At 38.6% G+C, this 23,227-nt stretch carries 14 protein-coding genes and 1 tRNA gene; 9 read left to right on the top strand and 6 right to left on the bottom strand.

The window, feature by feature from the left end; all coding sequences use genetic code 11:
• Nucleotides 1-145 precede the first annotated feature (145 nt).
• From ACHZAX_RS18945 to ACHZAX_RS18935, 3 genes are all read right to left on the bottom strand, one after another.
• Complete coding sequence (locus ACHZAX_RS18945; protein WP_320020179.1) at nt 146-2,908, bottom strand: hypothetical protein; 2,763 nt, start codon at nt 2,906-2,908, stop codon at nt 146-148.
• A gap of 454 nt (nt 2,909-3,362) precedes the next feature.
• Nucleotides 3,363-4,895 (bottom strand): L-piperidine-6-carboxylate dehydrogenase, encoded by a 1,533-nt coding sequence (gene amaB / locus ACHZAX_RS18940; RefSeq protein WP_320020178.1) that lies wholly within the window; start codon nt 4,893-4,895, stop codon nt 3,363-3,365.
• 307 nt (nt 4,896-5,202) lie between these two features.
• Nucleotides 5,203-6,195, bottom strand: a complete 993-nt coding sequence (locus ACHZAX_RS18935; protein ID WP_320020177.1) for a dihydroorotate dehydrogenase-like protein — start codon at nt 6,193-6,195, stop codon at nt 5,203-5,205.
• A gap of 373 nt (nt 6,196-6,568) precedes the next feature.
• Between ACHZAX_RS18935 and ACHZAX_RS18930 the strand changes: the two genes are divergently transcribed.
• The 3 genes from ACHZAX_RS18930 (at nt 6,569) to ACHZAX_RS18920 (ending at nt 8,315) form a co-directional block, all read left to right on the top strand.
• Nucleotides 6,569-6,650: transfer RNA gene (locus ACHZAX_RS18930), tRNA-Leu, on the top strand.
• Between the two features lie 144 nt (nt 6,651-6,794).
• Nucleotides 6,795-7,073, top strand: a complete 279-nt coding sequence (locus ACHZAX_RS18925) for a helix-turn-helix domain-containing protein (protein ID WP_320020176.1) — start codon at nt 6,795-6,797, stop codon at nt 7,071-7,073.
• 3 nt (nt 7,074-7,076) lie between these two features.
• A complete protein-coding gene (locus tag ACHZAX_RS18920) occupies nt 7,077-8,315 on the top strand; it encodes a type II toxin-antitoxin system HipA family toxin (protein ID WP_320020175.1) in 1,239 nt (412 codons plus the stop codon).
• A gap of 543 nt (nt 8,316-8,858) precedes the next feature.
• Here ACHZAX_RS18920 and ACHZAX_RS18915 read toward each other — a convergent pair.
• The 3 genes from ACHZAX_RS18915 to ACHZAX_RS18905 are packed head-to-tail and all read right to left on the bottom strand — an operon-like array spanning nt 8,859 to nt 12,859.
• Nucleotides 8,859-10,460, bottom strand: coding sequence for a hypothetical protein (locus tag ACHZAX_RS18915; protein WP_320020174.1), 1,602 nt, complete (start codon nt 10,458-10,460; stop codon nt 8,859-8,861).
• Between the two features lie 3 nt (nt 10,461-10,463).
• Nucleotides 10,464-11,525, bottom strand: a complete 1,062-nt coding sequence (locus tag ACHZAX_RS18910; RefSeq protein ID WP_320020173.1) for an HlyD family secretion protein — start codon at nt 11,523-11,525, stop codon at nt 10,464-10,466.
• Complete coding sequence (locus tag ACHZAX_RS18905; protein WP_320020172.1) at nt 11,525-12,859, bottom strand: TolC family protein; 1,335 nt, start codon at nt 12,857-12,859, stop codon at nt 11,525-11,527. Before ACHZAX_RS18905 ends, ACHZAX_RS18910 begins: the two co-directional genes overlap by 1 nt.
• Before the next feature lie 100 nt (nt 12,860-12,959).
• Here ACHZAX_RS18905 and ACHZAX_RS18900 point away from each other — a divergent pair, with 100 nt between their 5' ends.
• From ACHZAX_RS18900 to ACHZAX_RS18875, 6 genes are all read left to right on the top strand, one after another.
• Entirely contained in the window at nt 12,960-13,760 is an 801-nt protein-coding gene (locus tag ACHZAX_RS18900) for an AraC family transcriptional regulator (RefSeq protein WP_320020171.1), read from the top strand.
• 404 nt (nt 13,761-14,164) lie between these two features.
• Nucleotides 14,165-15,211 (top strand): glycoside hydrolase family 130 protein, encoded by a 1,047-nt coding sequence (locus ACHZAX_RS18895; RefSeq protein WP_320020170.1) that lies wholly within the window; start codon nt 14,165-14,167, stop codon nt 15,209-15,211.
• Between the two features lie 3 nt (nt 15,212-15,214).
• Complete coding sequence (locus ACHZAX_RS18890; RefSeq protein ID WP_320020169.1) at nt 15,215-16,546, top strand: MFS transporter; 1,332 nt, start codon at nt 15,215-15,217, stop codon at nt 16,544-16,546.
• A gap of 161 nt (nt 16,547-16,707) precedes the next feature.
• The gene (locus tag ACHZAX_RS18885; protein WP_320020168.1) at nt 16,708-18,423 is read left to right on the top strand and encodes a hypothetical protein; all 1,716 of its coding nucleotides are present in this window, start codon (nt 16,708-16,710) and stop codon (nt 18,421-18,423) included.
• Nucleotides 18,424-18,670: 247 nt separating this feature from the next.
• Nucleotides 18,671-21,730, top strand: coding sequence for a SusC/RagA family TonB-linked outer membrane protein (locus tag ACHZAX_RS18880; protein WP_320020167.1), 3,060 nt, complete (start codon nt 18,671-18,673; stop codon nt 21,728-21,730).
• A gap of 18 nt (nt 21,731-21,748) precedes the next feature.
• Entirely contained in the window at nt 21,749-23,221 is a 1,473-nt protein-coding gene (locus ACHZAX_RS18875; RefSeq protein ID WP_320020166.1) for a RagB/SusD family nutrient uptake outer membrane protein, read from the top strand.
• The last annotated feature ends 6 nt before the right edge of the window (nt 23,222-23,227 follow it).

The raw sequence follows: 23,227 nt of genomic DNA, 5'->3' as shown, positions 1-23,227 counted from the left end.
TATAGAATGCACCGAACAAAGCATTTGAAACCCTAATAATGCTATGATAAATTATTAGGCTCTGATTGTAAATTCTAAAAAAATCAATGGTTTGTGCAGAGCATTGATTTTGGTGCATGAATATTTCGTTATTGATGACAAAAAATTATTGTACGGAATAGTTGAGAAGGAAGTTTCGGTTATCTCCTACATAAAGATTAAAGGATTTATCGCCGGTTTTCGAAAATCCGATTGAGAATTCTGTATTTCCTTTAAGAGGAAATCCTTCATGGTTATTTCCCTCTTTATCAATCAGAAATATCTTGTTCTCATCTTCCAGACAAATTCCAATTTCAATGTTTCTTCGCGAAAAGCTGTAAACATTTGGTCGGAAGCTAATATTGGAATCGAACTTTTTCTCGAGAATTTGTTCTCCCGAATCGTCAAATATCTTTAATAGATTGTAATCAGCAAACAGATATTCATTTCTGCCATCCGTATCAATATCAGCAGTTGTAAAAAAATGAGAATCGGATAGTTGTGTGAATGTTTTTTTCTCAATGTTTCCATCAAAATAGCAGTAGTAGATGTTTCCATTTATGTCTGTTGTCACCAGTCTGTCGCTGATATTTCCAACAGATTTCTCCAAAAAGAATGGATTGTTCTTCGATTTTGAAAACTGTTCTTTGCATTTGATTCTTTCTTCGCCACGGCGGTTTAGAATGTAAATGCGGTATTGATCGGCATAAACAATGTAGTCCTTGTTTTTTACCCGAAAGTGCTGAATTTCGCAATTAATTTCATTTTCAGCTTTAGCCGGATTCCAACCGGTAAGAGTCCTGCCATCTTTCGTGTAAGCATAAATATTTTTATCCTTGCAGGGTATGAAAAACCGATAATTTTTGTTGTTGTCGTAATCGAAGATAGAAACACCCTGAACAGCCTCAGATTTTAGTTTTATCGGGTAATTTCCCACGTTGTCGCCATTTCTATCTACCAAATGAAGCTTGTTTTTAGTGGCAAACAGATACTGCAGTTTGCCATTTTTAAATAGATCAATTTGCTGAACCGTCCCTACGATTTTAGATTCCAAAGCTTTTTTCCATAACACACGTCCCGAAGGATTTAAAAGATAAAGCTGATTATTAATATCCTGAACCAAAATTTCATTCTCTTTTGTGTAATGATTCTGAACCAAATATGGTTTGTGAGCAAAGCAGGTATCCAACCTCGATTCCCATTCGGTTTGAGGAGCCAACTCTAGTATCGGATCGTATTCGATGAATAAGTTATTGTAAATCAGATTTCTGTTCGAGCTTAACTGCAGGCCGACAGCCTGAAATTTATTTACGCTCTGCCTGTGGTTTTGAATTTCCTTTTGCAAACCGGCATTTAGGAACCCTGAAATAAAGGCGTTGGCTCTGGGTGTTGAAGCATAAAAATAAAAGTTCGCCTTATTGGAAAGGAACTCTTTGTTTTCCATATAGGTTTGATTGGTATTCAGGGTTTTACCCAGAACCGATTCTTTAATAAATTCGGAAAGAGAGCTGATATCAGATCCCATCACCATGTAATTATCGATAAAAGTGAAGTAGGCCGATGAGGCGCCGGCAAAGAAGGTTCCAAAAAGCTTTTCCGGAAGTTGGTCTTCAGGCAATCTGAAAATATCGAAGCTGGTTTCCTTGTCGAGATGATAAGTTCGCATGTAGTAGGCAAGAGTGCGTTGTTCTTTTTTTGCCTTTCCATTAATCATTTCCAGCATTTTTTCCCTGGCAATGCTGGCACTTTTAGTTCGTATAATGGTAAAGCGTTTGTTGGTTTGGCCTTCGGTAAAAGCAATACCAACCTCTTTATAAATAATAGAATAGATTGCTTCTTCGTAATCCACTCCGGTTTTCTTTTTTACGTCGTTAATGTTTTTCAGATATTCGGATAATTGCCCCATCTGATCAAGGTACTTCCGGTATTTCCCTTTGTGTAAAGGAGCATCATCAATACCCAGTATGGCTAAAATACTGGTACTCGATGGAATCATCGATTCCATTTCCATTTTAACTGGTTCCTGCTGAAGAAACAGATTCATCAGGTTGCCTTGCTGAGGATCGCTGTAAGTAAATCCGTTTAGTAAGATTATTTTATTTCTGAAACTAAGATCAAGCTCTGTCCAGTTCGCCAAATTGGTATAGTTTCGTATAAATTTGCTGTAATCTTTATCGAGAGATAAGGAAACTTGTTTTGGAAAGGTTTTTAGGTTCAGGAAGATGTTGGCATCCACATTTTTACCTATTGTACGACGAATTTGTTCAAACCCCTTCGAATTGCAAATGGAGTTTTCAGTACTTAGCTGCAACACCGAATTTTCAACCAGTAACATCGATCTGCTGGCAATAAATAATCCTTTCGAAAAAGTAAAGTGAATTCCTTTATCCTTTGGGTTTTGAGGCGGAATACTATATAATGTTGTGTTGTGGTATTTCCGTTCCGAAACCGATCTGTCCAAACCAACCCAATTAATGATGGCATTTTTAATTTTCTTTTCTTCCAGATAATCAGTAATCGGAAGAATGTACAGGTATTCAATTTCATTTTTACCCTGCAAATGGCTCGCCATGGTAAACGACCGATCCAAAGATAAAGTGCCTTCCGAATCAAAATGACTGATCAGGCTGTCTATAAATTGAAGATTTTTATTGATGTCAGCAATTTTATCGAATTTGCTCAGTTCTTTCCATGCACCGGTATTGTTCTCCAATTTGGTGATTAAATCTTCCAGACTCTCAAATTGAATAATCATCTCGGAATTAACCGGAATGGCCGAGAAAGGATCTATTCCTTTGTATTCGCGTTGTTTTTGAAGGTATAGATAGCCTAAAACGGTAATTGTCAGAAGCAAAAGAATTAGTAGGTAGGTTAAAATTTTTCTCAACATATTTGGTCGGTTGCGTGGAATAGTAATGAAGCAAAAATAGCAATTTATCGAATGTTTAAAAAATTATGTGTAGGATATTCTGCATCTTTATTCGAATTAAAGTATCGTGCAATTGGTTGTAGTCCTGTTATTTATATTTTTTTGTCCGATAAAGCATTAAGTAATAAGATAAAAGTATCAGGAAAAATAAAAATTAATATCTGAATTTCTGAAAACCAGCGGATTCGGAATGTGATACTTACAAGGACAAGGGCAGTATTTCGACAATCACTGTCGTGGTATTTTACCATTGGTTGTCGAGGTGCTTTACCATTGATTGTCGTGGTACGATACCACTAACTGTCTGGATAAAAGGCGCTTGCTTTCATCTATTACAGCTTTATTCATAAAAAATACCCCAACGATTGTTGAGGTATTTGCATTTGTTAAAATGTAAGTGTTTGGTGTGTTGTGTCTAAAAATCGAACTTAATTCCTTGCGCCAATGGCAGGTCTACGCCATAGTTTATGGTATTCGTTTGTCTTCTCATGTATATTTTCCAGGAATCGGAACCTGATTCACGTCCGCCGCCGGTTTCCTTTTCGCCGCCAAAAGCACCGCCAATTTCGGCTCCTGATGTTCCAATGTTCACATTGGCAATTCCACAATCGCTTCCAACAGCAGAAATAAAGGTTTGAGCTTCGCGCATGTTCATGGTGAAAATCGATGAGGATAAACCTTGAGGCACATCATTGTGCAAATGAATGGCTTCGTCGAGGGTTTTGTATTTCATGATGTATAGAACCGGAACAAATGATTCATCCTGAACAATTTGCCAGTGATTTTCAACCTCGCAGAAGGTAGGAACCACAAAATTACCATCCAGCACTTTATCGCCGTAAACAATTTTACCGCCTGCTTTTTTCACTTCGGCAATGGCGTGTTTGTATACTTCTACCGCACCGTTGTCAATTACGGGGCCAACCAATGTTTTTTCATCCAACGGATTGCCAATTTTTCCTTCCACCTGTTTGTAAGCATGCAGCAAACGGGTTTTTACATCTTCGTAAATACTTTCGTGGATAATCAGACGTCGGGTAGAGGTGCATCTCTGTCCGGCAGTACCAACCGATCCGAATACAATTCCCGGAATGGCCATATCTAAATCGGCCGAAGGAGCCATGATTATTGCGTTGTTGCCACCCAATTCGGCGATTGTTCTTCCCAAACGGGCACCCACTTTTTCGGCAACCCGTTTGCCTATGGCTGTCGATCCGGTAACCGAAATCAAAGGAACACGTTTGTCTTCTATAAAATTATCACCCATTACTGATGATTTTGCAACTACCAGGTTGAAAACACCTTCGGGCACATCGTTGTCTTTTAGTACTTTTTGAATGATGTTGTGACAAGCCAGAGCACACAGAGGTACTTTCGAACTGGGTTTCCAGATAATCACATCGCCGCAAACCGCTGCCAGCATCGCGTTCCATGCCCAAACAGCAACCGGGAAGTTGAAAGCAGAAATTACCCCCACAATTCCCAGCGGATGATACTGATCCATCATTTTATGATCCGGACGCTCGGAATGCATGGTAAATCCGTAAAGCATTCTTGATTGGCCCACTGCAAAATCGCAGATATCTATCATTTCCTGAACTTCGCCTAATCCTTCCTGATAAATTTTTCCCATTTCGAGGCTAACCAATTTTCCCAGATCATCTTTGGAATCGCGAAGAGCATTGCCAATTTGCCGGACAATTTCGCCTCGTTTGGGAGCCGGCATTTTGCGCCACACTTTAAAGGCTTCCTGTGCAGTCTCCAGCACTTTTTCGTAATCAGCAGCATTGGCATTTTTCACTTTTGCGATTACAGATCCATCAATGGGAGAAACCGATTCGGTTACGGCTCCGTTGCAATCGAACCAATGTGTACCTGTCGAAACTCCTTGATTAATTGGTTCAATGCCTAAGCGTTTAAGTGTTTCCTGAACTCCAAAATCTTTCATGTGTCTATGATTTTAAGTTTTTGCCACATGGAACTTACCATTATAATCATCCCCCTGTGCGCAGAAAGTTTTATACATGGACGTTTCATGTTTTTGTATGATTTGTCTTTTGTTGGAAGTATAATTATCCGCCCAAAAGGGGTTAGCACTATCGTGTTTTTACATCGAACCTACAATATAACACTTGTAAGTCTTTTTCCTTATGATATATGTCATGTGATTCGTTTAAATAAGAGTAAAAATAAACCCGGATCGTATCTGATTCGGGTTTAGGTGATATTGAGAATTGAAATTTGAGGTTGTTTAATTACATCACGAAGTTCCGGAATTGTTTCATGAACTGCACTCTTTCGAAAGCCGCCGGATCATTCGATTTAGATTGGCTCATTTTGCCTTTAAAGTCGCGAATGCTCTTAAATCCATGTTCTTCCATCCATGCATAAATTTCTTTTGATAGAACATCGATGTATTCGGGGCCGTTTTTGTACAGGACCGAGGCCAATTGAACCGCATCGGCTCCGGCAAGCAGGTGTTTTATTATGCTTTCGGATGTGTGAATGCCTGTTGTGGCGGCAATGGAGCATTTTACCCGTTCCGACATGATTCCGGTCCAGCGTAAGGAGTTCTTGTAATCGTCAGGACCCGATAAAATTTGACCGTTGGTTACACTTAAATCTTTAATGTCAAAATCAGGACTGTAAAAGCGATTGAACATCACAATACCATCTACATTCATATCGTCAAGCCGCTTAATTAAATTGGATAGATTGGAATGATACGGGCTTATTTTTAAGGCAATAGGCAAGGCAACCTGATCTTTTACAGTTTTAAGAACATCGTAGTAAATCTGCTCGTTTTCATCACCGGTTCTGTTCATATCCGTAGGAAGAACAAATAAGTTGATTTCCAAAGCATCGGCACCGGCTTTTTCAATTTCACGGGCAAAATAAGTCCATTTTTGAGCACTTACACAGTTTATGCTCGCAATAATAGGAACAGAAACGGCTGCTTTGGCTTCTTTTATCAATCGCAGGTATTTTCGAACGGTATCTTCCTGAGGATCTTCATCCATGTAGTCGAAAGTTTCAGGATATACATACGGACGACTGGTCATGGCGTGTATTTTCTCATCCATTTCCATGATTATTTCTTCCTCGAAAAGGGATTTTAGAACGATAGCTCCGGCGCCATGAACTTCCAATTCAATTAATTTCTCAATAGAGTCGGTAAGACCCGAACTTGCAGCTATGATAGGACTGCTTAAATCCAATCCAAGATAATTGGTGGCTAAGTTTGGCATGTCAGAAAATTTTAGTTTATGTTTTGTGTTGATTTTGTTTACTCAAATGTAGTTTTGCAAACAGATTATAACAAATCAATAATCTTTATGCTAATATAGAGAATCCTGATGTGAATTGCCAAGTTGTTTTTGCGTGCAAAGTGAGAATTGCATTTTCTTTTTCGATATTGGACTCACTTTTGTTCTTTGATGCTGTTGCCGGAAGAAATAAAACAGCAGGAGTTTGTATGTGATAATTAAATGAAGCTCAGCACATCTGATGTTTGCCCGTTTTGCAGAGATCTTAGAGGTGTGTTTTTTTTGAAAAAAAAGACCGCTTTTGTTTTGCTGGATTGAAACAAACATCTATATTTGCATCGCATTCAAAAGCAATGCCCAGGTGGCGGAATTGGTAGACGCGCTGGTCTCAAACACCAGTGGGGCAACCCGTGCCGGTTCGATCCCGGCCCTGGGTACAAAATAATCCTTTCGATATTTTCGGAAGGATTTTTTTATGGCAAAAAATGGATCAATTTTATTTATACATCCAATTAAGTTCCGGACTAATATATTAGCTATTTATGCTTTAAATGTGTATTTTTAGCTAAAATATTAACTATATGTATTCACTCTCAACAACACCATCAGACGTTAGCAGAGCCTTGGCAGAACGCCATAAGCTTTTGCGCAAACATTTAAAACTTTCTCAGATTGAGATGGCTGAACGTTCAGGAGTGTCATTAGGAAGCCTGAAGCGTTTTGAAAACACTGGGAAAATTTCATTGGAATCGCTTTTAAAATTGGCTCATTTAATGAACCGTCTTGAAGATTTTGAAAAGGTGTTTCAAGCTCAGGAAGATCAATCAGGTATTGAGAATTTATTTACTTCAAAAGTTTAGACAATGGAAGAGATAAGAAACATATTGGTCTCTCTTCAGTTGGAAGGGAAAACTTATGAGGTAGGAGAGCTGGTTGTGAATAACAGACAGATTTATTTTCGATATCATCAGGAGTTTTTAAAGACAGGATTAAATATTTCACCTCTAAAACTTCCATTTACCGGAGAAATAAACAATGCTGAAAAAGAACCATTTGAAGGACTTTACGGAGTTTTTAACGATTCATTACCCGATGGCTGGGGCAGATTGCTCTTGGATAGAAGTTTAAGTTCCAAGGGAATTGATATTTATGGATTAACACCCTTGGATCGATTGGCTTATGTGGGCAGTACCGGATTGGGAGCTTTGTGTTATCAGCCGCAACAGGAAGGTAAACATGATTTTGATAAGCAATTGGAATTGGATGCAATTGCTCAGGAGATGAAGCATGTTCTAAAAGGGGAGAGTACAGAGATGATAGAAGAGCTTTTCGCTTTGGGAGGATCTTCAGGTGGAGCCCGTCCTAAAATTTTAGCAGGCTTCAATAAACAAAACAACGAACTGGTTCATGGATATGATCAAATGCAGGATGGTTTTGAAGAATGGTTGATTAAATTCCCATCATCTCAGGATAATCAGGAAATTGCCAAAATTGAATATGCTTACTATCAAATGGCTCTGAAAGCAGGAATAGAAATGAGTGAATGTCAATTGTTTCATGGCAAAACAGATCAAACCTACTTTGGTACCAGGCGTTTCGACAGAACAGAAACGGGCAGACTTCATGTGCATACTGCCAGTGGTTTAATGCACGATAATTTTAGAATGAGCACTATGGATTACGGTCATTTGATGGATTGTGCATTTCGACTCGAAAAGCATGTAAATGCCTATGAAAAAGTTCTTCGGCTTGCTGCATTTAACGTATTTGCTCACAACCGGGATGATCACAGTAAAAACTTCTCCTTTTTAATGGATGGCAAAGGAAACTGGAAAATGGCACCTGCCTACGATCTCACATTCTCTACTTCGGCTTATGGCATACACAGTACCATGGTGGCAGGAGAGAGCAGGAATCCCGGCGAAAAACACTTGTTGAAATTGGCAGATCATTTTGGAATTAAGAAACCTGAATTAATAATTGAGCAGGTAAAAGAAGCCCTCTCGAAGTGGAAGTACATAGCTCAGGATTGTGGCATCTCAAAACCGGTAATTTCAGAAATTGAAAAGACTTTTAACAAGCTAAATGCACTTGGGAATTAATTTCTTTTGAGAGAAATAAATACGTTAAACCACATTTAAAAGAAGTCGTTATCTCAATAACTGGATAAGCTGAATATTAAGCAAAGAAACGATGTGTTTCTATTTGGAAACAATAGAGCTATTATAAAGGAGATTTAAGGAGTGTTTATTTTGATTCCATTCAGGTATTTTTGTAATCTGCGAAAGCAGAAAGAGAAGGACACGGAAGCAAGGTGAATAGCTCTGAAACCCGCGCGCAGGCTAGGTGATTATGGCGCAGGAAGGGGTGAAATGCTGCAGGAAGCAGGGTTTGCCCCGCAGAATTGGATATTTTGCCACAGGACGCATTGAATTGCCCGCAGAACGTATTGCAAACCCGCAGATTTTACTGATTGTGCCACAGGACAATCTATTTTTGCCACAGGGAAGCTATATATGGCGAAGGAGGGCATTGAATGGTGAAAAATCATTTTTTCAGGCTTTACCTATTTTGGCATTGACCCAAAAACCATTTTCAGGCTATTGCAGTTGTAGTTTCTATTTAGAATGGAACCGTTACTGCTTTTACATTGGGATTAGTTTGGCTCCAATTTTTTTAATGTGATACTGAAAATGAGGAATTAAAGCGATGCCCATGATGATAAGCAGGATGAAAGCACTCATGTATAAATAATAATCTCTGACAAATAAGAGATTGTTTTGATTTGCGACTGCTTTTCCCAAAAGTTTAATGGCACCGGCATTGCTCTGAGGGATACTTGCTCCGCCATTAAGTAATGCTTGTTTGTACTGACCGATGCGCTGCACAGCATACGGATTGAGCGAAGTAATTTCTTGGGCTGCACTTTGGTAATGAATTTTTTGAAGGTGCAGACCCATGTAGGAAGTTAAGGCCATGCTGGCGGTAAAGGTAACGGCGCGAAAAGCTACTCCCGTAACCGAAGCCGAAAAAGCTATTTCGGCAGGAACTGAAGTCACATAGAAAATCACAATAGAGATGATCAGAGTTCCATTTCCAAATCCTTGTAAAAACAGGGGAATGAGTAAATCTGCGATCTCAGCCTGATTGCTTAAAATGCAAAGAATATAAACATGATAAGCCAACAGCACGCCAAAACCAGTCATCCAGATCAGCCGTATTTTTCGTCCGGCTAAAATAAACCGGGCAGATATAAGCGATCCTGCGGTAATTCCTGCGCAATTAATCAGCATGATATAGCCTTTGTGATACATATCTAAATGAACACTGTTGGAAAAAAATCCATTGAGCAAATTCATGTCGCCCTTGCTGAAGTAAAACAGCACCAACAGCAGCATGCCTATTCGAAAATTTCGCGACTTGTAAATCTTTAAATCGATATAGGGTTCTTCGAGTTTAAATTGCCGGAGGAAAAACAAGCACATAAAAAATACTAAAGCAATTGTGCAAAGCGTAATCCGTATGCTGCTAAACCAATGGTAATATTGCCCATACAGTAAAATATAGGCTGCCAATAACAGGGATGATGCATAAAGAACAAAGCTCTCCCAGCGAATTAATTTTAAGGGAATTTTTCCATCGCGTCTTAAATCTGTGCCTTTTTTAAGAATGCAGCAAAGCAATATAATTCCGGGTAAGGCACTATAAATTTTAAATAGAAAAATGCTGTTAAAATCGTATTTGGTAAATATAAATGCGTCCAGTAACTGGGCAAGAGGAGCACTGGAAAATAAGGCTGCATACATGGTTGCATAGCCTAAAATCCGGCTGCGTTGTGCATGAAATTGCTTAAAAACCAGAGAGAATATCATGCCAATAAAGCCCAGCGAAAGCATGCCGCCGGCAAATCGGAGCACCAATAGCAAAGCAAAACTATCACTGCAGTATAGAATAAGGTTTATTGCTGCGTAGATAATGCTGCAGCCTATTAAATAGGGTTTGGACGAAAAGTAGTTGAAAAATTTGGCCTCGAGAGGAAACGAAGCGGCAATGGCAAGGTAGTAAACTACCGTGGAATATTTAACATCGATTATGTCAACGCCGTAGTAACTTGCCGCGCTGGATGCTCCGCTCAGATAGATTCCCAATACCAAGGCAATGGGCATTAGTGTTATAAAAATGGTAAACAATACCAACCAGTAAGGTACCCGGCTTTTAAAAATGAGTTTGTTATTTTCGTTTGGCATAGCCTATTTCTTGGGTATTGATACTTCCGCATTCATACCGGCGCGTAGTTTTTCCAGCAAAGCATCATTATCGGTGAACTGAATGCGCACAGGAAACCGCTGCGTAATTTTTACGAAATTTCCGGTTGCGTTATCGGTCGGAAGCAATGAAAACTGCGATCCGGTGGCAGGAGAGAACGATTCTATTTTTCCATGAAACGATTTGTTCGGGAAAGCATCTATCGTAATTTTGGCTTCCTGTCCCTCTTCCATTTTCGCGATTTGCGTTTCTTCAAAATTGGCCACAATCCATTTGCCTTGTTTTTTATCCACCATAAAACCAATGGTTTGTCCTTTCTGAATGTATTGTCCTTGCTGAAGACTTCTGTTTCCCATGGTTCCATCAGAAGGTGCGGTAATTACGGCATATTTAATCTCTAGATTAATGCGTTCCAGAGCTGCTTTTTTCTGTTCGATATTGGCTTTGGCTACCGCAACTTCAGCTGTAACATCCTGGGTTTTGTCTTGCGATACACTAAAGGAGTTTTGAATGGCCTGATAATTTGATTCGGCCACTTCCAGTTTTGTTTTTACATTCTCAAATTGCTGTTGGGTAACAGCTTCGCCTTCCAGTAGTTTCTGATAACGTGCAAACTCTTGCTGCTGCTGCCACAGTTGGGCTTTCGCAGCACTAATTTTTGCATGACTGATACTGGAACTGCTTGATGAGGTCTTCACATTGCTTTGCAGTACTTTTAAACGAGCTTCGGCAGTTGTTAAGGCAGCCTCGGCTTCGAGCAGCTTTACATTGGCTTCTTCAATATCCAGAACAACCAAGGTATCTCCTTTTTGAATTTTTTGATGATCATTAAATCTGATTTCCTGCACGTAACCAGTGGCACGACTCAAAATAGGATTGATATACTCTTTTACTTGTGCATCGTTGGTTTCTTCGTATTTCCAAAAATTCACCATTAAAAATAGTGCCCAAACGAGTAAGGCGGCTAAAATGCTTACTGCTGCTCCGTAGGTTATTTTTACAGCTGCACGGTCTATTTTTTCGTAATTCTTTAATTTATCGCTCATTATAGTTGCCCCGTTATTTTAAGTAATTGATAGTAATGTAATTTGGCCGAAACCTGACTGTTCACCAATTCAAATTTGGCTTGCAGTAACTGGGTATCCGCAGTCAGTAAATCGGTGAGCAGAGCCAATTGGTTGAAATAGGTTTGATTTACAATTCTGTAATTTTCTTCGGCCTGTTGAATGTTCATTTTTGCAGTTTCTATTTCCTTTAAATTTTCGTGAAACCTTTTGTAGGCTGTTCTCACATCTATGCGAAGCTGATCTTCGGTCTGTTTCTGCGCCAGCTCTTGTTTTCTTATCGATATAGAAGCGGCCCTTTCTTTGTGTTTGTCATGATACAAGGCCGAGATGTTGTACGAAACTTTGATTCCTGCAACGCCCATTAAATAGGGCGAATTTGAGTAAGGATACAATTTAATTTGTGGGTACGAATAGGTGTACTCTCCAAAAAAGCCGATTTTGGGAAGCTTTTCAGCTTTTACATCTTTTTCGTAAAGCTGCATCATTGTAATTTGAGCCCGGGCAATTTTTTCAAGTGGAGATAACTGAATTGCCTGCCCTATGTAATCCTGATACAGCAGTTCCGTCTTAATAAATTCAGAACCAACTGCAATACTGTCTGTGGGCTCAATGGCTTGATCATCGTCAAATCCAATTAGAATATTCAATTGCTGCGTAGATAGTTCCAGATTGTTTTCTATTTTAAGAAGGTTTGTTTTTTGCTGAGAAAGCTGCAATTGAGACCTTAATAAATCGCTTTTTAAAACCACTCCGTTATGGTATAGTTTTGTAATCTGATTCAGCCGTTTGTTATTTTTGTAGATGTTTCGTTCAATCAGTTTTTTAAAGGCCAGCGAAGCTTGTATCCCCAAATAATCTTGGGCTACTTTGTAGTGGATATCCGAAAAGCCTGCTTCTTCCAGGTAATGCAGTAAAGCCTGCTTGGTTTCTGCCTGCTTCACCTGAATTCTAGTTTTATGTCCATTGTACAAATTAAAATAAGCTTCAATCCCTGCATCATAAACACTATGGTCTTCCAGCGGAATGTATTCAGGGCTTTTTAAAATTCCATTTTCAAAGATGGGAATGTTGGCGAGTTTGCCGTAGCTCGCATCTGCACCGAATTCTGGCAGCCATTTGTTCTTTGCATCCAGAATTTTTTCTTCGCTTATTTTTGTATCAATTTTTCTTAACTGCAATTCTTTGCTAAAGGTATTTGCTCTTTGCCAAGCTTCCTGCAAACTTATCGATACACTCTCCTGAGCATTAGTTATGCAGTGGCAGCTTAGTAGTATGAGGATGAATGCAATTGCATTTTTTGATTTACGATTCATTTTCAAAAATTTCATTTTGCAAATATCCCGTTTAATATTTAGGCATGTTTTCGAAAGTTGGACAATTGTTTTATAATTTAGGCCACTTAAAATTGTGTTTATGTCGGTAATTGATTCTTTTATTAAAGATGTTAACAGGAATGAGGATGTGTTTTACGTGCTGCATTCAAAAATCGAGGAGAAACTTCCCATGCACAGTCACAACAAACATCAGATGTGTTATGTGGAAGGTGGTGTTGCGTTTTTGAATACGCCCGATAAGTCGTATTTTCTTCCTGCGCGTCATTTTCTGTGGATTCCTGCGGGAATAGAGCATAACGTTGTTTCACGCACTTCTGTGAAAATGGTGCATAACATTTATTTTCCAAGAAATTTATTTCCCGAAGATCATCAGGTAAGGGAGCGGGAGGGTATTTATCCTGTAACAAATTTGTTGATGGAGATGATTTATTATACTGTAAACTGGCAGGAAGAAATTGGCAAGGACAGTGTTTCTAAATATGAATTTCTGATTGCTTTAAAAAATATTGTTTTAGATGTATCCACCACTCCTTTGCCTGTAGTGCTTCCAACTACTAAAAACGAAAATTTAAGGAGAGTGTTTAAATACATCCACCAGAATATCGATCAGCCCTTGAATCTGGATGATGTTGCCGAAAAATTTGGCTGCAGTTCCAGAACATTATCCCGTTTGTTTCAGAAAAATATGGATATCTCATTTCTGCAATATGTCAAGCTTGTCAGAATCATTAAAAGTATGGAGCAATTGCTCCAAACAGATCTTTCAATAAGTGAGATCGCCTACAGGAGTGGTTACAATAGTCTTTCTGCCTTTAGTTATACCTTTCAGCAGGTTGTTCACAAATCACCTGCTGAATTTAGAAAGCAAAGCTTACTGTGAATAGTCGTGATTCCTGTTTTATTGAATTTAAATATCTTCGGGAATGGTTTACTTCTTATTCATCGACTAATGTCGGAATTACTCAATTCTTCTACCCAAATGCTTGTTTACCGGGCATTTATTTTTCATCTAAAAGTAGCCCCCAAATTTCCACATTTAAATTAGACGGGAGCTCCAAAGTCTAAAAAAAAAAGATTTGTATACAATGGAGGCAATCAAATAAATATTTCGATTGGCGGTATTTATTTTAGTACACCGGCATGGGTGTGTACACAATAGCTTCAATTCTGTGTGGTATACTTTCAATGTGCTTACTTTAAGTCTATAACACACAGAAATGGCAGTATAGTTAACTGCATGGAGTGAAAAATGGTCGTTCTTTGCAGTAGAAAAAGAATAGAACTATGGATATCGCAAAGAGATTTGAGCAAAACCCCTTGCTCGCACCAAAAGACATCCTGCCAAGTATGGTAGGGATGGAAATTGAATGCTTGTTAAACCCGGGTGTGTTTCGCTGCAACAATAAAACCTGGTTATTGCTTCGGGTGGCAGAACGACCTCAGCAAGTAGAGGGTAAAATTAGTTTTCCTGTTTACAATAAAGAGGGAGTCATCGAAATTTTAAGCTTCGACGAAAACGATGCAGATTTGGATTTGTCTGATCCCAGGATCGTGATTTATAAAGGGGAGTATTACTTAACCACTCTTTCACATCTTCGCTTGGTTTGCAGTGATGACCAGATTACTTTCGCGGAGCCTGAAGGTTACGCTCCAATTATGGGAGTTGGTTCTCAGGAAACTTTCGGAATAGAAGATTGCAGGGTTGCAACCATGGATGATGGATATCATTTGACTTATACAAAGGTTTCTGCCGATGGGGTTGGAGTTGGATATATTCAGACTAAGGATTGGAAACAGTTTGATCGTTGCGGAATGATCTTCCCGCCACACAATAAGGATTGTGCCGTTTTCGAAGAACAGATTAACGGTAAATATTATGCACTTCATCGTCCGAGTAGTCCCGAATTAGGCGGGAATTACATTTGGATTGCTGAATCGCCCGATCGTATTCATTGGGGGAATCATCAATTGCTGGCAAAAACACGTGTCGGAAAATGGGACAGTGCCCGGCTTGGTGCAGGAGCTTCGCCCATTAGAACTGAAAAGGGCTGGCTGGAAATATACCACGGAGCAACAAAGGAACACAGGTATTGTTTGGGTGCATTGCTATTGGATTTAAATGATCCCTCGATAGTACTTGCCCGAAGCGAGGAGCCCATTATGGAACCCATTATGGAATATGAGAAAACCGGATTTTTTGGCAATGTGGTTTTTACCAATGGGCATATCGTTAGCGGCGATACGATTACAATTTACTACGGAGCTTCGGATGAAGTGATTTGTGGGGCCGAATTCTCTATCAGTGAAATTTTACAATCGTTAAACTATTGATTTATGGCTGCTGTTACCAAAATATTGAAAAAAGCACTCTCAGAGTATTATTTTTTCCTCAGTAACCAAAGAGATATGAGGGTTTTGTTGATTACCAACATGATTTATGCCTTCGTGCTTCCGGTGGTCGATATTTTTGTAAGCGCCTATATCATGCGTTTCACCAATAACGATTTTACATTGGTAGCCTATTATCAGCTGGCTATTTATACCGGAATACCGCTTACCTTTTTTATTAATGGTTTTCTCTTGAAAAAGATCAAAATAGCCAATCTATATAGTTTTGGAATGCTTTTAAGTGGTATCTCCATGTTGTTTATGATGACGCTTGATCATCTTAATTTTGCAGGAGTTGTTTTTTCCGGATTAATAATGGGTGCATCTTTTGGGTTTTTCTGGGCCAACCGTGATTTTTTGGCTTTGGATACCACAAATGATAAAAACCGGAATTACTATTACGGTTTGGAAACCTTCTTTTTTACAATAACATCAATTATAATTCCTTTAATTGTTGGATGGTTTATTATATCGTCAAAAACATTGGGTTGGTTTGGCGAACACAGAGCTTATCAGGTTATTACGCTTTGCGTATTCATTCTAACGATTATTTCATCCATTGTAATCCACAGGGAAAAATTTAAAAATCCGAAGCAAAAGAAATTTCTGCATTTCCACTTCGACCGATTATGGCACAAAATGTTATTTTTAGCCGGACTAAAAGGACTTGCACAAGGATATTTGGTGACAGCACCGGCTATTCTGATCATGTATTTAATTGGTGACGAAGGATCTTTGGGAACCATTCAGGCTATAAGTGGAATTGTTACGGCAATAGTATTGTATCTGCTGGGACGATTTTCCAAACCGGAACACCGCATTTACATATTTGCAGTGGGTTTGCTCATTTTTGTTGCAGGCACAATGGCCAATGCAATTATGTTTTCGGCAACAGGTGCAATGGTGTTTATGCTGGCGATGGTATTATTCAGACCCCTGCACGATATTGCCTATTTTCCGATTCAGATGAGAGTGATTGATGTGCTTTCCCGAAAGGAGAAACGAAATGAATTTGCTTACATTTTTAATCATGAATTTGGACTTTTTGTTGGACGGGTTTTCGGATTAGTAATGTTTTTGTTGCTTACACACTACGTTTCGGAGGTGTTCGCTCTTAAGTATTCTTTACTGATTATTGCACTGCTGCAATTAATCTCTATTCCTGTTGCCAAAATGGTGATTAAACATACCAGTAAAGAGGAATTCAAATCAAATGGCCAAGACGTAAGATTAAGAGATGTAGATGATAAATTAGTAGTAGAACCTTTGGTTCAATAGCTTTGCAAGCTTTGAGAAAAAAATAATTTAAGATCAATTCTGAAAATATAAAAGATACAAATCCATTAACAGATGAAACGACTATGTAACACTATTACAAACAGGTGGATGAGTGTAATTTGGGAGTTCCATATGACAACTAAAAAAATAAATTATAACACATGAATCGTAACTATTTATTTTGGATACTATGTTGTTTCGTTTTTGCTTCGTGCACGACACAACCGCAAACAGCTGTAAAAGAGCTGCAGATTAGTCGTGTAGAAAGTATGCCTAATCAGCCGCAGCCATATAAGATGCTTGACTGGCATGAAAAGGCAGTGAATTTCGACGAAGCAATATTCGATTTTGATGCCACAGGCGAATTCCGGCCTTTTATTTGGTTGGATAATGCAAAGAGAAATCTTTCACAGACAACATTTGGTTTGTACACTGTTATAGGTGATGTGAGACAAGGACCAAATAAAAATAAGAGTGAATTTCACGAAGCAATCAATTCTTTGGGCGCTTTGATGAGTGCCGGATTAGTGGGAATTGACAAGCGGGATCAGAAGGGATACAATTTTGTGAAAATGGTTCAGAACTATTTCAACACCGATAATGGTTGGAATATCATGATGAACAATACTTGTCCGGAAGTTGCACTTTTAGGTGGAGGATATGGCCGCGACTGGTGGTACGATGTTTTTCCAAATGTGCTGTATTATGCCGTTTCGGAATTACAGCCTAATGTAGAAGGTGCAGATGCGATTCAGAAAACCATTGCCGAGCAGTTCTTTAAGGCCGATTCTACCTTGAATGGAAATTACGATTATTCCTATTTCGACTATGCTGAGATGAAAGGGAAACGAAATCAGATTCCTTATCAGCAGGATGCAGCAGCAGGACATGCTTATGTGCTGTACTCGGCTTATCAAAAATTTGGAGATCCACGTTATCTGGAAGGTGCAAAATCAGCAATTGAGGCTTTGTTAAGCCAAAAAGAAAGTCGGTTTTACGAAGTACTGATGCCTTTTGGAGCCTATGTGGCAGCCCGCTTAAATGCGGAACAGGGAACAAATTACGATGTCTCGAAAATACTTGATTGGACTTTCGACGGATGTACTGCAGAAAAGGGACGCACTGGCTGGGGAATTATTGCAGATCGCTGGGGAGATTACGATGTTTCGGGCATACAGGGAAGCCTGATTCAGGATGGTGGCTACGGTTTTTTAATGAACACCTTCGACATGGCCTGGCCTCTGATACCAATGGTTCGATACGATCAAAAGTATGCGCGCTCGATCGGGAAATGGATGTTGAATGCAGCAAATTCCTCTCGTTTGTTCTATCCCTACGAAATTCCAGACGGAAATCAGTATTTGCCTGAAAATAAAAGCATAACCCGTAATGTAATCGCCTACGAGGGATTAAAGAAGGTTGATGCTTATAACACCAAGGAGTTTAAAGGAGTTTCGCCGGTAGCACTGGGCGATGGACCAAATTGGGTGGTTAGTCAGCCAAAACTATCCATGTTTAGTATTTACGGATCGGCACATGCCGGAATCTTTGGTTCTATCATCAGGAAAACTAATGTGGAGAAGATTCTGCAATTGGATTGTCTTGCGACTGATTTCTATAAAAATGAATCCTATCCTACTTATTTATACTTCAATCCTTACGATGAGGTAAAGAAAATCGACTATTCTTCAGAACAAGGAGTTGGTCTCTATGATATTGTTTCGGGGAAGCTTGTTGCGGAAAAAATTTTTGGCAAAGGAAGTTTTTCAATTGAAGGAAACAAAGCGATGGTAGTTGTTGAAATTCCTGCGGGATCAAAAATAGAACGATCAAAAGAGAAAGTGACCGCAAATGGAATTGTTATATCATTTTATTAAGAAACACTGGTTTTTGAAATGGGCGGCTCTATTGGTAAAATGACAAAATAAATATCTGATTGAATTGGATTGTTTAAACGGTTCAATTCAGCTGGAAATAATAAGATCTCAAGTGCTTTAGATATAGTATCATTTAATTAAACGATTACGGAAACGATAGCAATTTCTTCAAATAGGATCCTGGATGAATTGTTATTTATAGAAAAATTACGCTTTTAATTCACTGTTGTTAATTAAAATAAAATCTATGAAAACTATGTTTTTAAATTTAAAAAGAGGAATACTGAGCTTTGTATTTATCTTTTTGACAAGTGCTGTCTTTGGGCAGGTTCTTGTATCAGGAAAAGTTACCGACGTAAGTGGAGAATCATTACCAGGTGTTAGTGTTTTTGTAAAAGGCACAAGTGTTGGTTCCATTACAGATGTTGATGGAGATTACAGTTTAGAAGTGCCTAAAAATGCACAATTTTTGGTTTTTTCTTTCATTGGAATGAAAAATCAGGAAGTTGAATTTACCGGACAAACAAGTATCAATGTTATTTTGCAGGAAGATGTAACTGGTTTGGATGAGGTTGTTATTGTTGGTTATACAGCAAGAAAAAAATCTACATTAACAGGAGCTGTATCGGTTGTTAATCTTTCAGATATGGAGAAAACGCGGGTGCCGAATGTTTCTCAGGCTTTGCAGGGTCAAATAGCCGGGGTATTGGTAACATCGAGTACAGGAGCGCCGGGAGATCCTATTCAGATACGTATTCGTGGAGAAGGAACGATTGGAGATAACAATCCGTTGTATGTAGTAGATGGAATTCCTTCACGGGATATCACCTTTTTAAATCAGGCTGATGTTAAAACAATGACTGTTTTAAAAGATGCGGCCGCTGCGGCAATTTACGGTTCCAGAGCGTCGGGTGGTGTGGTATTAATTACCACTAAAAGCGGATCGAAAGGGAAAACAAGTTTCGATGTAAACTATTATACTGGAATTCATAAGGCAGCGAATCTTCCTAATATGCTGAATACTGAGCAGTACATGAATACCCTCGAGAAAGCCTGGGACAATTCAGACAGAACAGGAGCAAATCCTTATACCGCTGATAAAGGCAGATCTGATTTTGCTGACACAGACTGGCTTGATGAATTGTTTGAAACAGGAAGATCACAAAATTTGCAGATGACAGCTAGTGGAGGAACTGAAAAAATGCAATATTTAATGTCTTTGGGTTATTATGGACAGGATGGAATTGTTGTATTTGATAATGATAAATACCAAAGATTAAATTACAGAACCAATCTCAATATTGATGTAACGGATCGAATTAAAATTGGAACAAATCTGCAGTTGTCCTATTCAACACAAGATAAAACAGCATCAAAAGGTGAAAGTCTAATTCGATATGCTTTGTTAAGAGCTCCCGTATTAGCTGTTCGTAAAGATGTGAATGACCCTACTTTCTCTGAAAGAGATCCTTTTACGGATATGCCGTTTTTCACGCCAACAGGCTATGATCAGGGATTACAAAGATCGATGTATGAAATGGTAGGAAACCCTGTTGCCAAAGCCTATTTTACAGATGATCAGCGAAAGATTTATAAAACATTTGGAAATGTTTATGGTGAATTTGCTTTTTTGGGTAATAAAGAACTAAAATTCAGAACAAATATCGGGGTTGATTTATCAATGTTTCACAACAAAGCTTTTAATGAGAATTATGGTGATGATGATGGTGGTGGATCTGCAGTTGATCAAGGATTGGGCAGACAGAACAGACCTAATAGTTTGAGTGAAGAAAGAGGAGAAGCACGTACAATTACCTTTAATAATACATTAAATTACGCGAAAACCTTCAACGAAAAGCATGATTTTAGTGCAATGGCAGGTACCGAATATATTGACAATTATGAATCATCAATAGGAGCCAGCAGAGCTCGTTTCCCTTTTACAACTGATGAATACCGGTATTTGGATTATGGAGGATCGGATCTTGATCTTTGGAATAGCGGATCTGCTTCAGAGTGGGCATTGTTCTCTTTGTTTGGATCAACATCTTATGCGTATGATGATAAATACATGGTAACTGCTAATCTGAGAGCTGATGCTTCATCAAGGTTTTCTGAAAGCAATCGTTGGGGGTATTTCCCTTCTGTTTCTGCCGGATGGACAATTTCCAAGGAAGATTTTATGAAGGATGTTGATTGGTTGTCTAACTTAAAATTAAGGGCAAGTTGGGGTAAATTAGGAAATCAGGAGATTGACAATTATGCGTATTTAACTTTGGTTAGTCAGGTAGATGGCATTGTTAAGACGAATCGTTTTGGTAATTCTGATTTGAAGTGGGAGAGTTCTACCCAATCAAATATTGGTGTTGATGTTGGTTTTCTTAATAGTAAACTGGTACTAACGGGAGAATATTTTGAAAAGAATACGACAGATATTTTATTGCCGATTGGATTACCATCTGTTGTTGGTGATGTATCTCCTACAATTGTAAATGCAGGTGAAGTGAGTAATAAAGGATTCGAATTCTCTATCGATTACCGCAATTCAGGCAAAGAATTCAAATACAATGTAAACGCGAACATTGCGACATTAACCAATAAGGTTGAAAAGCTGCATCCAAACGTTCCCAATATCGTAACGGATGTAACAAAAACTGAAGTTGGACATGCATTAAATTCCTACTACGGATACAAAATGGTTGGTATTTATCAAAATCAGGCTGAAATAGATAGCCATTTGTTTACTGAAGGAAATGCAAAACCAGGAGATATTAAATTCAAGGATGTAAATGGTGATGGGAAAATTAGTGCAGATTATGACAGAGAATTTATTGGAAGTCCTATTCCCGAATTTACGTATGGTTTTTCATTCTCATCTACCTATAAAGGATTTGATTTTTCAATGCTTTTTCAGGGAGTAGCGGGTGTTGACAGATACAATCAAGGGAAACAAATTGTAGACTATGATACACGCCCGTTTAATTATACCACAGCAATATTAGGTGCTTGGGATGGGGAAGGCAGCAGCAATAGCATACCAAGAGTTGCTTTTGAAGACAATGGAAGCAGTAAGGTATCGAGCATTTTCGTTGAAGACGCTTCCTATTTCCGACTAAAGAATATTGAAATTGGATACACAGTAACGGCACTAAAAGGCATTGATAATATACGCTTCTATGTATCCGGGCAAAATTTATTGACAATAACTGACTATACCGGTTTAGATCCGGAATCTACCGATTTAATGGATTTAGGAACTTATCCTCAGTCAAAATCAGTTTTGTTTGGCGTAAATGTGAAGTTTTAATCGTAAAAAGTATAAATTATGAAATACATATATAGTATAATCATTATTTTCTTCTTTGCAGGTCTTACGAGTTGTACAGATGAATTAAACAATGACCCAATTGGCCTTTTAACCAAAGATCAGGTCGATTCAGATCCTACAATTACTACAATTGAGTCTTCGGTGAGCTCATCATACTTACCTCTTAAAAACACTTTAAATGGGATTATTCCTGATTGGAGATGGGATTTGGGAACCGTATTTAGAAATGATATTGTTTTGCAGGATATTGCAGCCAATGATATGAATAAGAAATGGAATCCAGATGGTGACCAAGCTTGGATGGATGAACTGGCAAGCTTTACCTTTACACCCGAAAATCAGGCGTTTAATGGAATATGGGTGTACGATTATGAAGGAATTAGCAGAGTAAACCTGGCCATTAACTTTTTAACTGATGCTGAGATAGTTCAGAAAACAGGAATTGATGATGCCCGCAAAAATCAATTGCTGGCAGAAGCTTATTTTTTAAGAGCTTTCTACTATTTTGATTTGGTAAATAATTTTGGCGGTGTGCCATTGGTGCTTAAGTCTCCGGATTCATTTGAAGAAGCTTTTGCTGTTTCGGTCAGAGCATCTGCAGATGAAGTCAGAACACAGATAAATTTAGATTTAACAGCAGCGAAAGCGATCGCTCCGAATGCCAAATATCCTGATGCTGCAGAACCATGGCGAGCTTCAAAAGGAGCTATTATTGCATTACAGGCTAAAGTAGCTTTGTACAGTAATGATTGGGCTGCAGTACTTAGTTTAATTACAGAATTGGACGCACTTGGCTTTTACAGTTTGAATGGAAATTATTTTGATAGCTTCGATGCAAGTAAGGAATTTACGGAAGATGAGGTTATTTTTGCGTACGATCATCGTTCAGGTGAAACTCCCAATAATACGAATGGACTTGGCGATGTAATTGGGTGGGGATTCTTTTCTCCTACTGATGATTTTATCAATGCTTTTGAAGCCAACGATCCCAGATTGCTGTATACCATTGATGTTCCCAACAAGCGTGCATCAAAAATAGTGGGATCAACAACTGAGCTAATTGATTATGGAAATAAAGTATACATACGCTATGCTGATGTATTACTTTGGAAAGCAGAAGCTCTTAACGAAACAGGAGACTATTCTGGAGCTGTTGCAATCATTAACCAGATAAGAACCAGAGCCAGAACCAGTCCAACAGCTGATGGTTCTGTGGTGCCTGCAGGAACACTTGCAAACAGAGGAAATTCAACAAATCCGGAAGAAATAAAAGCTTGGTTAATGTCTGAAAGAAGAGTTGAGTTAGGTTTTGAATCACAAAGATTTAATGACTTGAAAAGATGGGGAATAGCCAAAGAGGTATTAGCAGCACTTGGAAGAAATTACCGGGATCACAATGCTCTCTATCCAATTCCTCAAAAAGATATTGATAAGTCTGGCGGATCAATTACACAAAACTCGGGATATTAGCATATA

It is taken from the genome of Labilibaculum manganireducens, assembly GCF_963665805.2.
Taxonomy (GTDB): domain Bacteria; phylum Bacteroidota; class Bacteroidia; order Bacteroidales; family Marinifilaceae; genus Labilibaculum; species Labilibaculum manganireducens.
This window is presented reverse-complemented; position numbering and strand designations above follow the sequence as displayed.

What these genes read in the sequence shown, in the direction of transcription:
- ACHZAX_RS18935 (WP_320020177.1), bottom strand. Translation starts at nt 6,195, where the DNA reads ATGCCAAACTTAGCCACCAATTATCTTGGATTGGATTTAAGCAGTCCT.
- ACHZAX_RS18905 (WP_320020172.1), bottom strand. Translation starts at nt 12,859, where the DNA reads ATGAATCGTAAATCAAAAAATGCAATTGCATTCATCCTCATACTACTA.
- ACHZAX_RS18875 (WP_320020166.1), top strand. Translation starts at nt 21,749, where the DNA reads ATGAAATACATATATAGTATAATCATTATTTTCTTCTTTGCAGGTCTT.
- ACHZAX_RS18925 (WP_320020176.1), top strand. Translation starts at nt 6,795, where the DNA reads ATGTATTCACTCTCAACAACACCATCAGACGTTAGCAGAGCCTTGGCA.
- ACHZAX_RS18890 (WP_320020169.1), top strand. Translation starts at nt 15,215, where the DNA reads ATGGCTGCTGTTACCAAAATATTGAAAAAAGCACTCTCAGAGTATTAT.
- ACHZAX_RS18915 (WP_320020174.1), bottom strand. Translation starts at nt 10,460, where the DNA reads ATGCCAAACGAAAATAACAAACTCATTTTTAAAAGCCGGGTACCTTAC.
- ACHZAX_RS18910 (WP_320020173.1), bottom strand. Translation starts at nt 11,525, where the DNA reads ATGAGCGATAAATTAAAGAATTACGAAAAAATAGACCGTGCAGCTGTA.
- ACHZAX_RS18880 (WP_320020167.1), top strand. Translation starts at nt 18,671, where the DNA reads ATGAAAACTATGTTTTTAAATTTAAAAAGAGGAATACTGAGCTTTGTA.
- ACHZAX_RS18895 (WP_320020170.1), top strand. Translation starts at nt 14,165, where the DNA reads ATGGATATCGCAAAGAGATTTGAGCAAAACCCCTTGCTCGCACCAAAA.
- ACHZAX_RS18945 (WP_320020179.1), bottom strand. Translation starts at nt 2,908, where the DNA reads ATGTTGAGAAAAATTTTAACCTACCTACTAATTCTTTTGCTTCTGACA.
- ACHZAX_RS18885 (WP_320020168.1), top strand. Translation starts at nt 16,708, where the DNA reads ATGAATCGTAACTATTTATTTTGGATACTATGTTGTTTCGTTTTTGCT.
- ACHZAX_RS18920 (WP_320020175.1), top strand. Translation starts at nt 7,077, where the DNA reads ATGGAAGAGATAAGAAACATATTGGTCTCTCTTCAGTTGGAAGGGAAA.
- amaB (WP_320020178.1), bottom strand. Translation starts at nt 4,895, where the DNA reads ATGAAAGATTTTGGAGTTCAGGAAACACTTAAACGCTTAGGCATTGAA.
- ACHZAX_RS18900 (WP_320020171.1), top strand. Translation starts at nt 12,960, where the DNA reads ATGTCGGTAATTGATTCTTTTATTAAAGATGTTAACAGGAATGAGGAT.